Genomic DNA, 17,580 nt, shown 5'->3' with positions numbered 1-17,580 from the left:
GTGTCTATATTCATACGACTCCTCGCTGCTATTTATATGGTGACCGGGCAGGAATGCTGTCTCGCTCGGGACGCTGCTATACCTTTGATGATAGGGCAGATGGAATGGTTCCGGGAGAAGCGCTTGGCGCGATTGTGCTCAAGCGACTTCATGAAGCTGTTGCTGATGGAGACCACATCTATGGAGTGATTTTAGGCTCAGCAATCAACCAGGACGGCACCACGAATGGACTTACTGCGCCAAGTCAGAAATCTCAGGAGCGACTCGAGCAAAATGTATACGATACATTTCATATCCACCCAGAGCAAATCCAGATGGTGGAAGCACATGGAACTGGCACCAAATTGGGAGATCCCATTGAATATCAGGCACTGACTCGAACCTTTAGAAAGTATACCGACAAGAAGGAATATTGCGCCCTAGGGTCCATTAAGACGAATATTGGCCATACGCAAATTGCGGCAGGAATTACGGGAATGATCAAACTGTTATTGTCATTAAAGAATAAGCAAATTCCTCCTACACTTCATTTCCGTTCGGGCAATTCAAACATTCAGTTTGCGGATAGTCCTTTTTATGTCAATACGTATCTGCAGGACTGGGAAGTTGAGCCTGGAATCAGACGCTGTGCAGCAGTCAGCTCCTTTGGTGCCAGCGGTACGAATGCTCATATGGTCATAGAAGAGGCTCCACAGACGGAACGGAGACATTCCGAAAAGCCAGGTTATTTCATTCCGTTGTCGGCACGGACTTCAAAACAATTACGCCAGCAGGTAGAGCAACTGCTCGCTTATTGTGAACAGGAGCCTAAGGCGGATTGCGGTAATATGAGCTATACATTATTGCTTGGGAGAAAGCACTGTAATCATCGGCTTGCATGTGTTGCCCGTAATCAAGGCGAGCTTGTCATGTCCCTTAAAAAGTGGCTGGAAAAGGGCAGTGCTTCTCAAGTTTATCATTCTGAACTGCACGAAAAGGATCAACGCATACAAACATCTTTGAAAAGATACGGGGATGAATGTATTTACAATTGTCAAAACGCAAGCGATACCCGCGAGTATTTGGAGCTTCTGACTACGATTGCAGATCTGTATGTTCAGGGATATTCGTTAGACTTTGAGTGCTTGTTTTCAAATGAACAGTACTCTAGGATTCCGTTGCCAACTTATCCTTTTGCAAAAGAGCAGTATTGGGCGCCTAGGAGTGAGGACAAAATTACAGGCGGCAGAGAGGCAGAGCGTGAACCAAAATTTACGGTCGCCAGAGCTGCGGAAGCGCCTGCCGTTACGAGTAGCCGTACACTGCTATTTGAACCTACATGGAAAAAGCAGGATGTACCGCTGGAAGCCGAAGTCCCTGCCTATGATCGGCGAATGGTCTTGCTTTGTGAGCCAGACGAAGCTTTGCACGAGCGACTCGAAGCGAGTTTGAACGGAGCTGTGCAGGTGCTTGCCTTTCAATCCGGGAAGAGGCGGGTTGATGAGCGGTTCCAGGCCTATGCTATTCAGGCCTTTGAGAGCATTCAAAGCATACTCAAAGACAAGCCTGAGGGGAGGGTGCTGGTCCAAATTGTGGTGCGGAACGCCGGGGAAGGACGGCTCTTTTCGGGACTTTCGGGACTGTTGAAGACAGCCCGGCTGGAAAACCCGAAATTCATCGGGCAGCTGATCCAAGTGGAACAGGGAGAACAGGCGGAAGGCATCCTGGCGAAGCTGGAGGATAACAGCCGTAGCCCGATGGATGGCTGGATTCGCTATGAGAACGGACAACGGACAATCGCTTGCTGGAGCAGGCTTGAAACATCTGGGCAAGAAGAGGGGCTTCCATGGAGAGACGGTGGGGTCTATCTGATTACCGGCGGCTCCGGCAGTCTGGGACTGCTGGTTGCAGAAGAGATTGCCCGGCAGACGCAAGCAGCGACCTTCATTTTGACGGGGCGCTCGCCGCTGGACCGAGACAAGCAGACGAAGCTGCAGGAGCTGGAGTCTTCAGGCGCCAGCGTGGTGTACAGGCAAGGCGATATCACTCATAGAAACACCGTTATCGGTTTATTGGACAGCATTCAGCAGGAATTTGGACGTGTCCATGGGATCATCCACTGCGCAGGGGTGATTCACGATGATTTCATGATTAAAAAAACTAGTGAAGAATTTTTGGAGGTGCTGGGACCGAAGGTGAGCGGACTGGTCCATCTGGATGAGGCAAGCAGCGGCCAGAACCTAGACTTCTTTGTGCTCTTTTCTTCCATATCGGGCAGCCTGGGCAATCCGGGACAGGCTGACTATTCGACGGCCAATGCCTTTATGGACGCATACGCCGAATACCGGAATGCCCTGGTAGGGGCCAAGCAACGGCGGGGGCAGACGTTATCCATCCGCTGGCCGCTATGGAAAGAGGGCGGAATGCGGATCGATGCGGACACGGAACAGATCATGACGCAAAACATGGGTATTACAACCATGCAGACCCGGTCGGGAATGAGGGCGTTGTATCAAAGCTTGGCCTCCGGCAAGGAGCAGGTGATGGTCATGGAAGGGGAGCCTGAGAAAATCGAGGCCTACTTGGCGAAAGGCGTCTCACAGCCCGGTGTCCGTGCCATCCAAGTAGCTGTTTCTAATCAGGCAACCCCTAAGCTGGATGCAGGCCAGCTCTACGATAAAACCTTATATCGACTCAAGGTGCTTTTGGGAGAGGTGACTCGGCTGAGCGTCAGCAGCATCGAAGCCCATGAGCCGCTGGAGAGGTATGGAATCGACTCGATCATGATTACCCAGCTGAATGCCAAGCTGGCGGACTTCTTTGGTGAACTGTCCCAGACGTTGTTTTATGAGTACCAGACCTTGCACGCCTTGACGGAATATTTTGTGGCGGAATACCCGCAGGAGTGCATGCAGTGGACCGGAATAAGCCATGACATGCAGCCTGTAGAGGAAATACTTGCGGCACCGTTGTACGCCGAGGAAGAAGCCGTGCCGGCTGCGGCAAAGGCGGAAGCGAAGACTGTCCGAAGCTTGGCTGGGTCTGCCCCTGCGGAAATGCGTGAACCGATAGCGATCATTGGGATGGCTGGAAAGTATCCCTGGTCCAGGGACATGAACGAATATTGGGAAAATCTAAAAGCAGGGAAGGACTGTGTCACCGAAATCCCCAGTGAGCGTTGGACGCTGGAAGGGTTCTTCCATCCTGATCCACAGGAAGCGGTGGCGAATGGAAAAAGCTACAGCAAGTGGGGTGGCTTTATCGAAGGATTTGCGGATTTCGATCCGCGCTTTTTCAATATTGCGCCACGGGAAGCACTCGGTATGGACCCGCAGGAAAGGCTGTTCATTGAAGCCTGTTGGGAAGCGTTGGAGGACGCGGGTTACACCCGGGAACAGCTTGCGGTGCGGCATAACCGCCGGGTAGGCGTATTTGCCGGAATTACCAAAACGGGTTTTGATCTATACGGACTGGATTTATGGAGAAAAGGAACGCAAATATACCCTCACACATCCTTTAGTTCAGTGGCCAACAGGATTTCATATCTCTTTAATTTGCAAGGGCCAAGCATGCCGATCGATACGATGTGTTCGTCCTCGTTGACCGCGATTCATGAAGCCTGTGAGCATCTGTACCGCGGAGAATGCGAAATGGCTATTGCAGGCGGAGTAAATCTGTATCTCCATCCGCTCAGTTATGTGGGACTTTGCGCCAACCACATGCTGTCAGCAGACGGGCAGTGCAAGAGCTTCGGCAAAGGAGGCAATGGGTTTGTCCCTGGAGAAGGCGCGGGGGTCGTCCTATTAAAGCCGCTGTCCAAGGCGATCGCTGATGGGGACCTCATCCATGCGGTGATCCGGGGGACAAGCATTAACCATGGAGGTAAGACCAACGGCTATACGGTGCCGAACCCGACAGCCCAAGGGGAACTGATCCGGGCGGCCCTGGAGCGAGCGGGGGTCCATGCGCGGACGGTCAGCTATATTGAAGCCCACGGGACAGGCACGGAGCTGGGAGACCCGATTGAAGTGACGGGTCTGACCCAGGCATTCAGGAAGGATACGCCGGATACGGGATTCTGCGCCATAGGCTCTGTGAAGTCCAACATCGGACATCTGGAGGCGGCAGCGGGCATCGCCGGGGTGGGGAAAATCATCTTGCAGATGAAAAACCGGACGCTGGTTCCCAGCCTGCATGCCCAAAAATTGAATCCGAACATCCATTTCGGTCAGACGCCGTTCGTCGTCCAGCAGGAGCTGGGGGAATGGAGACGGCCGGTGGTTGAGATCGATGGAGAGACGCGGGAATATCCAAGGATTGCCGGGATTTCATCGTTTGGAGCGGGAGGCTCCAATGCACATGTCATCATCGAAGAGTACATTGCGGAAGAGAAGGTGCCCATGAGCGTTACGGCTCAAAAGCCTGCGATCATCGTATTGTCAGCCAAAAATGAAGAACGACTGAAAAAGCAGGCCGAGAGAATGCTAGCCGTTATGCGGGAAGGACAGCTCAGCGAAAGCAGTCTGGCCGATGTGGCCTACACGCTGCAGGTGGGACGCGAAGCCATGGAAGAGCGCCTGGCAGTGATAGCAGGGTCCATGCAGGAGCTGGTGGACAAACTGGAAGGATTCCTGGAAGGACGGGACGGTATCCTTGAGTTGTACCGGGGTCAGGTCAAACGGAATAAGGAGGCGCTGACGGCGCTGGTAGAAGATGAAGACATGGACAAAACGATCGCTGCCTGGATAGGGAAAAGGAAATATTCGAAGGTTGTTGATCTCTGGGTCAAGGGACTGGCAATGGATTGGAACCTGCTTTATGGGGATACCAAGCCGCGGCGAATCAGCCTGCCGGCCTATCCTTTTGCGAGGGAGCGGTACTGGATCACGGATATTATGAGTCCCTCTGTAGAAAGAGTCTCTTCTGTAGAAAGAGCCGTTACGGAAGCTCAGGAAAAGGCAATTCCCGTCCAGACTCATGCGATGCAGACAACAGCCCTAATGCAATCCGTTTTTTTGAATAGTTCTGAAAAACCAAGCGCTATATCCTTACCGAATTTGTTGGACCGTCAGCCGCATATAAGCAAGTCTGCCAACCAGGAGGGGACAACGATCATGTTAACTTCACTGGAGGAGACATCGCACACATTAGAAGATGAGAAGAAGACGGAAGCGCTGTCGTCTATTCCTTCTGCAATATCAGCGGAAATATTGCAGGAGGAGCTGACAACAAGCCTGGCGCAGGCTTTATATATAGATCGGAGCGATATCGATTCGGATAGAAACTTTGTTGATCTTGGATTGGATTCCATTATAGGCGTAGAGTGGGTTCGTAGCATTAATAAGCATTACAATACATCCATAACAGCGACAAAAGTCTACGATTATCCAACCATCCGGGATTTTAGCAAATTTGTAGAGAAGGAATTGTTGAGCAAATCAATTGCGCCATTCTCTGCCCAGTCTATTTCGGATCATTCTCCAGCAGAGTATTCACCGTCATCCGTTGCATTAGAGCCGGAGAAATCGGCAGAGGCTTCCATTCAGGTGAATTTGATGCCGATTTCGTTTAAAAAGCAGGTGCAGGCCAGCATGGCTGAGTGCAGCGCCTCTGCAGAGCTGTTGCAGGAAGAACTGACGGTAAGCCTGGCAGAGGCTTTGTACATGGAACGGAGCGAGATCGAGGCGGATAAAAACTTTATAGATACCGGACTAGATTCCATTATAGGCGTAGAGTGGGTTCGAAACATAAATAAACGATTTGGTACATCCATAGCAGCGACCAAGGTCTACGACTATCCGACCATTCGCCAATTCGCTACATTTTTGGCACAAGAAATCAATAAGCGTGGAGGAAGCTCCAATCAACAGTCCTTGAACACAGTCCCGGACACAGACAAGCCTATTGCGGAAGTCCATTCGAAGGGACCTGACATGATGCAATGCTCTCCAAGGCTATCGCCCAAGGAGGATTCAGAGCCATTCCACCTGGTAAAGGTAGCAGAGGATTCATCGCCTTTGCCTTCGGAAAATAAAGACGTAATTGCAATTGTCGGGATTTCGGGAAGATATCCTGGTGCGGAAGATGTGCAGCAATACTGGGATAACCTCGCTCTAGGCAAAAATTCCATTATTGAAATCCCGAAGGACCGTTGGGATGTATGCCAATATTATGATCCTCGTCCAGCGCAAGAGGGGAAAATCAATTGCAAGTGGTTGGGTGCTTTAGAGGATATGGAATATTTTGATCCGTTATTTTTCAATATTTCTCCTACCGAGGCGGAAGGGATGGATCCCCAGCAGCGCATCTTTATGCAGGAAGCATATAAGGCAATTGAGGATGCAGGCTATAGTGGCTCACAGTTGGGAAATAAAAAATGCGGGGTTTACCTTGGAATTTTAAATAATGAATATAGTATGCTGCGGTACAAGCATCAAGCGCAGTTCACCAATACTACTGGGAACAGCAACGCTATTGCGGCGGCTCGAATCTCTTATTTTCTCAATCTGAAAGGTCCAGCCATATCCGTAGATACGGCATGCTCCTCATCGCTGGTTGCAACCCATCTGGCATGCCAGGCGTTATCTAACGGAGAGATAGAAATGGCGTTGGTTGGCGGGGTGTCGTTATATCTGACTCCTGAATCGTATGTAGGCATGTCTGCATCCGGAATGTTGTCACCAGATGGCCGGTGTAAAGCGTTTGACAATAGCGCCAACGGCTTTGTTCCAGGGGAAGGAGTAGGGGCGCTGGTTCTGAAGCGGCTGAAGGATGCTGAAGCTGATCGGGATCATATATACGGAGTTATTATCGGGTCCGGAATCAATCAAGATGGAAAAACCAACGGGATTACCGCTCCAAGCACAAACAGCCAAATTGAGCTGGAGCGGGAAATATACAACAAATATCAGATTGAGCCTGAAAGCATTAGCTATGTTGAAATGCATGGGACAGGAACCAAGCTGGGCGACCCTATTGAATTGGAAGCTTTATCAACCGCTTTTAAAGAAAAAACCGATCAGAAGAACTACTGTGCCATAGGTTCGGTAAAAAGCAATATCGGGCATACTTCTGCAGCAGCGGGCATAGCAAGCGTGCAAAAGGTGTTGCTATGCATGAAGCATAGAAAACTAGTACCGACACTGAATTTCAAAAACCCGAATGAGCATTTTGATTTTGATAATTCTCCTTTTTATGTCAATACAGAATTGAACGCGTGGGAACCTTCCCGCGGGGACAAAAGGCGCGCCGCTGTGAGCTCTTTCGGTTTTAGCGGTACGAACGCCCATCTTATTATTGAAGAATATCGTCCCGGGACGGGAACATCTGCGACATCACCAACAGCCGCCGATATCCATAATCCCGTTCTCTTCGTTTTGTCTGCCAAAGGTGAAAAGCAACTAAAAACGTATGCCGAAAGAATGAAAAGCTTTATTGCATCCCAGGAAAATCTTAACCTCTCGGATATGGGATATACGCTGCAAGTGAGCCGCGAGCCGATGGATTACCGGCTGGCTTTTGTGGCAGATTCAAAAGAGGCAATGCTAAAAACGCTCGAAGGATTTGTGAATCATGATCCGCTTGCTGGCGTCCTAACGGCTCAGGTGAAAAAGAGCAAAGACGGGATTGTGATGTTTGAGGCGGATGAAGATGCCAAATCGTTGCTTGAAACCTGGATCAAGAAGAGAAAACTAAAAAAAATAGCGGAGTTGTGGGTAAAGGGGCTAACTATTGACTGGAACAAGCTGTACGGGGACATCAAACCTTACCGGATCAGTCTACCGACCTATCCTTTTGCGAGAGAACGCTGTTGGGCGCCTGAGCTTGACAGCAAGGCAGGCAAAGGCATGACTTCTGTCACTGCTTCGCTCCATCCTTTACTGCATCTAAACACCTCCGATTTCTCGGAACAGCGGTTTAGTTCGACTTTTACAGGCCAGGAGTTTTTCTTGAAGGATCATGTGGTGAATGGACGCAAGGTTCTATCCGGGGCTGCTTGCCTTGAAATGATCCGGGCGGCCGTGGATCAGGCAACAGGATCTGATGAGGATGGGTCAACCGAAATTTGCCTTAAAAACGTGGTTTGGGCACGGCCTATTATCGTAGAGCATGGGCCACTACAGTTACACATCGGACTTTTCCTGGATGATCATCAAGAGATTTCCTATGAAATATATGGGGAGAGCGAAGAAGCTGATGCAGGGATTGTGATATATAGCTACGGCAGTGTTGCACGAAGATTAGCTGCGGAGGTCCCAGCACTGAATATTAAAGACTTGCAGAATGTATGCAGTCGGAACTTCGATCCCACACAATTGTATAGAGTTTTCAGGGATATGGGAATGGATTATGGTCCTGGACATCAAGGGATTAAGATGGTGTATGCGGGAGAGGGTCAAGTGCTGGCTAAGTTATGCTTGCCGTCTTCCGTTTCTGACAACCAAAGCCAATTTGTCCTGCATCCAACTATGATAGATTCGGCCTTGCAGGCAACCATAGGCTTGACGCTGGGGTCTGACGAGATCAAACCTTCTCTGCCTTACGCCATTCAAGAAGTTGAAATTATAAAAAATTGCAGCTCCATCATGTGGGCGTTGATTCGTTATAATGCAGACGGTATAGCTGAGGAAAAGGCACAGAAGCTGGATATTGACCTGAGCGACGAAACCGGAGCCATCTGTGTCAGGATAAAAGGATATTCATCAAGAATCCTGAATAGGGACTCGATTTCCTCGGATGTTCAGTCTAATTCTAGTAACTTGATGCTTGAACCCGTATGGAAAGAGCAAGGGATTGCTCTAGAGGCCGAAATGCCTGCATATGATCGCCATGTCGTGTTACTCTGCCAGCCGTCCGGGATTTCCCGTGAACAAGTTGAAGCTCGGATGGACGGCGTGCAATGCATGGTACTGCAACCCGACCGAAACGGAATCGCGGAACAGTTCCAGCGTTACGCCGTCCAGGTGGTTGAAGAGATTCAAAGCATTTTCAGGGAAAAACCCAGTGGTAAGGTGCTGATCCAGATTGCCATAAGCGGACAGGAGGAGCAGCAGCTTTTCTCGGGACTTTCCGGTCTTTTAAAAACGGCCCGGCTTGAGCATTCAAAACTGGTAGGTCAGTTAATAGAACTGGGACAGGATGAGGACTGGGGAGCAATCATAGACATTTTAAAAGAAAACAGCTGTAGCCTCGAGGATATCCAGATTCGGTACGAGAAAGGCACACGGTGGGTTTCCTGCTGGAACGAAGTTCACATCTCTCAGGAAGCAGCGGGTAACCCTTGGAAGGATGGGGGAGTGTACCTGATTACTGGCGGTGCCGGTGGATTGGGGCTCATTTTTGCCAGAGAGATTACGGATAAAGTTCATAAAGCCGTCTTGATTTTAACGGGGCGTTCCACGCTGGATGAGGGCAAACGGGCTGAGATAAAGAAAATGGAGGCATTAGGGGCACGAATCATATACAGACAGGTTGATGTGACTCAGGAGCAGGCGGTGACCGATTTAATCCAGGAAATTCAGGAGGAATTCGGAAGCATCAATGGCATTATTCACAGTGCAGGAGTCATTCGCGACAACCGCATACTCCAAAAAAATAGCGAGGAGATGCTGGAGGTTCTCGCTCCCAAAGTATTAGGGATAGTGAATCTGGATCAGGCAAGCAAGAACCTGCCGCTTGACTTCTTTGTTCTATTTTCTTCTGTAGCCGGAGGATTAGGTAATCAGGGACAGGCAGACTATTCTGCAGCTAATGCGTTTATGGATGCTTATGCCGGATACCGGAACACTCTGACAGCATCTAAGCAGCGACAGGGTCAAACGCTATCCATCAATTGGCCGCTATGGAAAGAGGGTGGGATGCGTATTGATGAGGAAACGGAGAAGCTGGTAAGGCAGCGTACAGGCATGAGCGGCATGTCAACCTCTTCCGGCATTCAGGCCTTGTATCGTGGCATGATCGCGGGCGTTGATCAGGTTATGGTGATGGAAGGCAATCTCGCAAAAATGAAGAAAACCATGGGGTTAATCACGACTCCAGAGACTAGGCAGCCTGAAAAGGTGACAGGAATTTCAGAAGCTTCCTCTGAAAGCAATGTCGTACCAGATCTGCTGGACAAGGTGCAGGCCGCTATGATACAGGCCGTGTCAAGATTGCTGAAAGTCAAACTTGAAGATATTGATGAACATGTAGAAATGAGTGAGTATGGCTTCGATTCCATCCTGCTCACACAATTTACCAACAACATCAATCACTTATACCGGCTTGAGCTGACGCCGGACATATTTTTTGAATACACAACGATTCATGACTTCACCAGGTATTTGGTGGACGAATATGATGCCGTGCTTGGCGAGCAGTTTGCCGTGCATGCCCGGACTGAGCCTGCTGTGCAGGCCGTGGAAGATGATAGGGAAGACAGTACCCGCGGTAGACGGCAGCGTTTCCGGTTTGCAGGCGGGAATGTGTTGTCCAACCCGCAGCTGACTCAGGCTGCTCCTGAACCCATTGCCATCGTGGGAATGAGCGGTGTATTTCCCATGGCCCGGGATGTGGATGAGTTTTGGAAAAATCTTGAGGAAGGCAGGGACTGTATCACTGAAATCCCTGAGGATCGCTGGGATTGGAAGACGTATTACGGTGACCCTGAGCAGGAGGCCAATAAAACAAACATCAAGTGGGGCGGGTTTATTGAGGGGATCTATGAGTTTGACCCGCTATTCTTTGGAATTTCACCGCGAGAAGCCGCACTCATGGACCCGCAGCAACGTCTGTTGATGACCTATATCTGGAAGGCGATTGAAGATGCAGGCATTCAGGCTGGGAGTCTGTCGGGAACCCGCACAGGAATCTTTGTAGGTACCGCGAACAGTGGCTACAGCGGTGTGATTTATCAGGGAAATGTGGGTGTCGAGGCGTATTCCTCCAGCGGTATGGCACCGTCTGTTGGGCCCAATCGAATGAGCTATTTCCTTAATATTCATGGTCCGAGCGAGCCTGTCGAAACGGCTTGCTCCAGTTCACTGGTGGCCATTCACCGAGCCGTTAGGGCCATAGAGGATGGAAGCTGCGAGATGGCGATTGCGGGTGGTGTTAATGTGATTATCACACCTGAACTCCATATCAGCTTCAACAAAGCAGGAATGCTGTGTGAGGACGGTCGATGCAAAACCTTCTCCAATAAGGCCAATGGCTACGTGCGTGGTGAAGGGGCCGGCATGCTTTTCCTGAAAAAGCTGAAGGATGCAGAGAAGGATGGAGACCATATTTATGGTGTAATTCGGGGTACTGCCGTCAATCACGGAGGCCGGGCCAATTCCCTGACAGCTCCTAATCCGAGGGCTCAGGCGGATGTGTTGGTAAATGCATATACAAAGGCCGGAATCGACCCAAGGACTGTCTCTTACATTGAGGCCCACGGGACAGGCACCGAGCTGGGCGATCCGATTGAAATTAATGGACTGAAAGCAGCTTTCAAAGAGCTTTATGAGAATACAGAAGGGCCCGGGATTACAGAATCCCATTGCGGATTGGGCTCGGTGAAGACCAATATCGGACATCTGGAACTGGCTTCTGGAATCGCGGGCGTCATAAAAGTGCTGCTCCAGTTAAAGCATAAAAAGCTGGTCAAAAGCCTTCATTGTGATGCAATTAATCCTTATATAAAACTTGAAGGCAGTCCGTTCTATATCGTTCAGGAGGCGCAGGAGTGGAAGCCACAGCGGGATACTCGAGGGGAAAATATTCCTCGGAGAGCAGGTGTTAGCTCCTTTGGATTCGGGGGTGCCAATGCCCATTTGGTAATCGAAGAATATATTCCTGGAAAGCAGGAGCAGGATTCTATTACCCGTACCACCCCAAAATCGGCTATTGTGGTGCTGTCAGCCAAGAGTGAAGGACAACTACAAGAGCAGGCGCAGCTATTACTAGCTGCAATCGGGGAGCATCCGTTTACAGACAGCAGTCTGGTAGATATAGCGTATACCCTTCAGGTGGGGCGCGAAGCGATGGAAGAACGTTTGGCTTTCGTTGCAGGCTCTCTCCGGGAGCTAGAAGAGAAATTAAAAGGATTTGTGGAAGGCTGGGATGGTATCCACGGCTTATACGTGGGACACGCCAAACGCCATAGAGAAGAAAATAGAGCTCGTGAAGACGGAGAGGGTGCGGGCACGGCGATTGATGTGTTAGTTAGCGAAGGCTGCTATGGCAAAATCGCTGACCTTTGGGTAAAAGGAGTCGTTATTGACTGGGCCCTGTTGTACGGAGAGGCTAAACCAAACCGTATCAGTCTGCCAACCTATCCCTTTGCCAAAGAACGATATTGCATAACCGATATCAATAAACGGACGGGAGCAAGCGGTGTAGTGCTGGAAAGGGAGACAGCAGTCGGCATTCATCCCCTACTTCAGCGCAATACGTCCGATATTTATGGACTGCAGTTCAGCTCCATTTTTACGGGGAAGGAATTTTTCCTGTCTGACCATGTGATAAGGGGGCAGAGGCTCTTGCCTGGAGTGGCCTACCTTGAAATGGCGCGGGCGGCAGTAGAGCAGGTTGCAGGATCTCCAGAAGACAAGTGGACGTCCATCCGGTTAAAAGATGTGGATTGGATCCGGCCTGTTGTGGTTGGGGAGGAGTCGGTGGACGTTAGTGTTGGGCTCTATCCTCAAGATGGCGGGGAGATCGCCTATGAAATTTACAGCAAGTCTGGAGCAACGGACACGGAGCTGGTGGTGCATAGTGAAGGCAGGGCAGTAATTGTTCCGGTGGCAGACATCCCTGCTATAGATATTAAAACCTTGCTGGAGCAGTGCAGTCTGGGCTCCTTCTCATCCCGTCAGTGCTATGAGGCGTTTGCAGCGATGCAGGTTTCCTATGGGCCGGGACACCAGGGAATTGAGAAGATATATATCGGGGTGGACCAAGTTCTTGCCAAGTTGTCCTTGCCTTCTTCCGTTTACTCTACGATGGAACATTTTGTGATGCACCCCAGTTTGATGGATTCCGCTCTTCAGGCGACGATAGGCTTGATTATGAGTGCGGGTGATTGCAAAGCTTCCATTAAGCCAGCTTTACCATTTGCATTGGAAGAGTTGGTGGTGTTTAACAAATGTACATCAGAGATGTGGGCCTGGATCCGTGATAGTGAAGACAGCATACAAAATGGCTCGCTGCAAAAGTTAGATATCGATTTGTGTGACGAGCAGGGGAATGTTTGTGTGAGAATGAAGGGATTCTCATCACGAGTTGCTGAAGGAGGAACAGGCGGCCCAGATGAATGGACTGCACCTGAGACTTTGATGCTTGAGCCTGTGTGGGAAGAACAAGCGATTGCTCTGGAAGGAACAGCACCTGACTATCAACAGCATCTGGTAATTTTATGCGAACCGGGATATATTTCCGGGGAAATTATTGAATCGCAAATGAACGGGGTGCAGTGCCTCATTCTCCAATCCGAAGAGAAGAGCATTGATGCACAGTTTAGGACTTATGCGACACAGGTGTTTGAGGCAATTCAACATATTCTTAAAACGCAATCCAAAGGCAAAACATTGGTTCAGCTTGTCGTTCCGGTGCAGGAACACCAACAGGTATTCTCGGGACTTTCCGGACTCTTAAAAACAGCATGGCTGGAGAATCCAGTACTGGTTGGCCAGCTGATAGAAATAGATGTGGAGCAGGATTCAGCAGGTATGATAAATATCCTTCAGGAAAACAGTCGCAGTTCGATAGAACCACATATTCGCTATCAACAAGGTAGACGGCATGTTGCCGTATGGACGGAAATTAAAGCCTCCGGGGAAGCAATCAGCATTCCGTGGAAAGACAGGGGAGTATATTTGATTACCGGCGGAACCGGAAGTCTCGGTTTGATTTTTGCCGAAGAAATTACACGACAGGCCAGAGATACTGCTTTAATTCTTGTCGGACGCTCCCCGCTTCGTGGTGACACCAAAGCAAGGATTGAGGAGATAGAAGCTTTAGGTGCAAGAGTAGTATTCCGGCAAGTCGATGTCGCCGATAAAAGGGCGGTTGAAGATTTGATTCGGGATATTCAGGAAGAGTTTGGGAAGCTGGATGGAATTGTGCACAGCGCAGGAATGGTTAGCGATAATTTCATTATTAAAAAAACACGGGAGGAATTGCAAAACGTTTTGGCACCAAAGGTTACGGGATTGGTGAATCTGGATCAGGCTTGTAAGGAAATTCCGCTGGACTTCTTCATCCTTTTTTCATCCGTTGCAGGGAGCCTTGGGAATATAGGACAGGCTGACTATGCTGCTGCCAATGCCTTTATGGACTCCTATGCCAAATACCGCAGTACGCTGGTAGAGCGAGCACAACGCCATGGGCGGACGATTTCAGTCAATTGGCCGCTCTGGAAAGAGGGCGGAATGCGTATTGATGAGGAAACAGAAAAGATCATGGAAGGGATGGGGATGTTTGCAATGGAGACGGGTGCAGGAATTCGGGCTTTGTATCAGAGCCTGGCTTCCGAAAAGAATCAAGTCATGGTGTTGGAAGGGCATGCCAGTCAGCTAAGAGAAACGCTCCTACAGCAACCGTCCCTGAATCAGACTGGAGATGCCTCCTCTATGATAAGGGAAAGCGAGATGGGTTCGGTCATCGGACAAGACCTGCTTGCCGAAAAAGCGGCAAATTATTTAAAGCAATTGCTCGCTACATCCATCAGGCTACCGGTAAGGCAGATTGAAACCGATGCCCCTATGGAGAAATATGGCATTGATTCCATTATGATTAAACAGCTAACCCGTGAGTTGGAGAAAACGTTTGGAACACTGCCCAAAACTTTATTTTTTGAATACCAGAATATCCGGGAATTGACCCAATATTTCCTCAAAGTCCACCAGAAGCAGCTGATTAAATTACTTGGAATCGAGACAGAGGACGCTACGAAAGATTTCAAGCCTTCGTCGGTGGAAAACGACCCGGTAAGGTCACTTTCTGATAGTCGGAAGCAATCGCGTTTCATGCCAGTTCAGGCAAGTTTCCAACCGCAACCGGAAAGAGCAGGCGGATCGGAGGAAATTGCCATTATCGGTTTGTCGGGCATGTATCCCGATGCAGAAAATATCCGGGAATTCTGGAACAATCTGCGCGATGGGAAGGATTGCATTACGGAAATCCCCAAAGATCGCTGGGATCACAGTATGCACTTTGACGAGGACAGGGACCAGTTCGGAAAAACTTACAGCAAGTGGGGAGGCTTTATTAAAGGTGTGGATCAGTTTGACCCCATGTTTTTCAATATCTCACCTAGAGAAGCACAGATCATCGATCCTCAGGAGCGCCTATTCCTAAAATGCGTCTATGAAACGATAGAGGATGCAGGCTATACCCGGGAAGCACTTGGATTGGAGCGGGGCCTTGGGCAGGATAGGAATGTAGGTGTTTTTGTCGGGGTCATGTATGAAGAATACCAACTTTATGGAGCACAGGAACAAGCTAGGGGCAGAATGATTGCCGTTCCTGGCAATCCGGCTTCCATCGCAAACCGGGTATCTTATTTCTGTAACTTCCACGGTCCGAGCATAGCTGTGGACACCATGTGCTCTTCTTCATTGACGACCATTCATCTGGCCTGCCAAAGCTTGCAACAAGGCGAGTGTGAGCTTGCCGTTGCTGGCGGCGTCAATGTATCCATTCATCCGAACAAATACCTGATGCTTGGGCAAGGCAGGTTTGTATCGAGTAAAGGACGGTGCGAAAGCTTTGGACAAGGCGGAGATGGATATGTGCCGGGAGAAGGCGTAGGAGCTGTATTGCTCAAACCACTGGCCAAAGCTATTGCAGATGGCGACCATATATATGGGGTCGTAAAGGGGACCTCGGTGAATCATGGAGGGAAGACAAACGGATTCTCAGTTCCGAATCCCCATGCGCAGGCCAGTGTCATTGGAAGGGCATTAAAGAAAGCAGGAATTAACCCCAGAACCATCAGTTACATCGAAGCGCATGGCACTGGGACATCCTTAGGTGACCCCATTGAAATCGCCGGATTGCAAAAAGTGTTCCAGGAATATACGGAGGATAAGCAATTTTGCGCAATCGGATCAGCAAAATCAAATATTGGGCATTGTGAGAGCGCGGCAGGGATTGCCGGAGTTACAAAGGTGCTCCTTCAGCTCAAATACGGACAAATCGTGCCTTCATTGCATTCAAAAACACTAAACCCGAATATCGATTTTAGCGATAGTCCTTTTATAGTTCAGCAGGAGCTGGGAGAGTGGAAAAGACCCGTCGTCACAATGAATGGGAAGACGGTTGAATACCCAAGAATCGCAGGTATTTCCTCCTTTGGCGCCGGAGGCTCCAACGCACATGTGCTTATTGAGGAATATATCCCTGAGAAGCAGGAGACTAGACAGGCTACCACTTCACTGCAAAATCCGGTAATGATCGTGCTGTCGGCGAGGAATAAAGAGCGACTGGAAGAACAGGTGCAAAGGTTGCTGGCTGAACTCAAAGAGCCGGAATACTCGCAAATCAGCCTGGAAGATATAGCATTTACTCTGCAGGTGGGACGGGAAGCCATGGAAGAACGGTTAGCAGTTATAGTTAAGTCTACCCGTGAACTTACAGGAAAGCTGGAGAGCTTTTTAGCGGGGGATGAGAATATTGACGGGCTATATTGGGGTCAGGCAAAGAAGAATAAAGACATCCTAGCTGTTCTTGAGGCGGACGAAGATATGGCAAAAATGGTGGATAGTTGGATAAGCAAGGGTAAGTATACAAAGCTGGCGGAGCTTTGGGTTAAGGGGCTGCTCTTCGATTGGACTAGACTTTATGAGAATAGCAGCCCTCGTCGGATTAGTCTGCCAACTTATCCATTTGCCAAGGAGAGCTATTGGATCTTCGCGCGTGGGGGCGAATTCCGGGACGTCGAGGCGGAATCTCCTGTAGCCGATGTGTCGGTACAAGAACTCGTTTCCAACCCTCCTGCAGTTAACCATAGCAACGATAATGTGCAGAGACAGACTTTGGCGAAAGTACCTGAAAAACCGCAGGGCATTTTGCTGAGCTCCGTTTCCAACATCCAGATGGTAGCAGATAAGCCGGAGAAGTCAGCCGCGCTGGCAGAATCCAAGCCTGCCCCGCCGCAACCTGAGGCCAAGCCTTCTTCGTCGCCGCCCGCTGCCAGGGATGAGGCAAAGCGTTCGACATATGCGCCAACGGCTGTACGGATAGAAGCATTGGAGAAGGAACTGGTAGAAAGTCTTGCGAAATCCTTGAGTATGAATGAAAAGGATATTGGCCGGGACGATCAATTTATTGATATGGGGCTGGACTCCATTATAGGTGTAGAGTGGGTGCAGGCTGTGAATAAACGCTTTGGAACAGCTTTTCCAGCAACCAGAGTGTACGACTATCCTAACATTAAAGAATTCTCCAAATTTTTAGCAAAGGAATTGAACAAGTCGGCGGGAGATACAAATCAGGCTTCTACAGAGCCGAAGCCTAAGCAGCCCATGCAAGCCTTGTTACAGAAAGTACTGCAGGGTGAGTTGGATTTTGAACAGGCCGACCAGTTATTCAATCAATTACACCCGTAGACAGCCAACACGATATTTGTCCTATTTC

1 protein-coding gene (cut by a window edge) is annotated in these 17,580 nt (G+C 49.6%); it reads left to right on the top strand.

Going from position 1 to position 17,580, the window contains the following annotated elements; genetic code table 11:
* On the top strand, nucleotides 1-17,552 hold the 3' portion of the coding sequence (locus ACYCSE_RS26005) for an SDR family NAD(P)-dependent oxidoreductase (RefSeq protein WP_459700649.1). 2,143 nt of this gene lie to the left of the window's left edge; only the last 17,552 of its 19,695 coding nucleotides appear in the window; its start codon lies off the left edge, out of view; its stop codon occupies nucleotides 17,550-17,552.
* The last annotated feature ends 28 nt before the right edge of the window (nucleotides 17,553-17,580 follow it).

This window comes from Paenibacillus sp. SEL1 (genome assembly GCF_054602535.1).
Note: the sequence above shows the minus strand (reverse complement) of the source record. Positions and strands in the feature narration are given on the sequence as shown.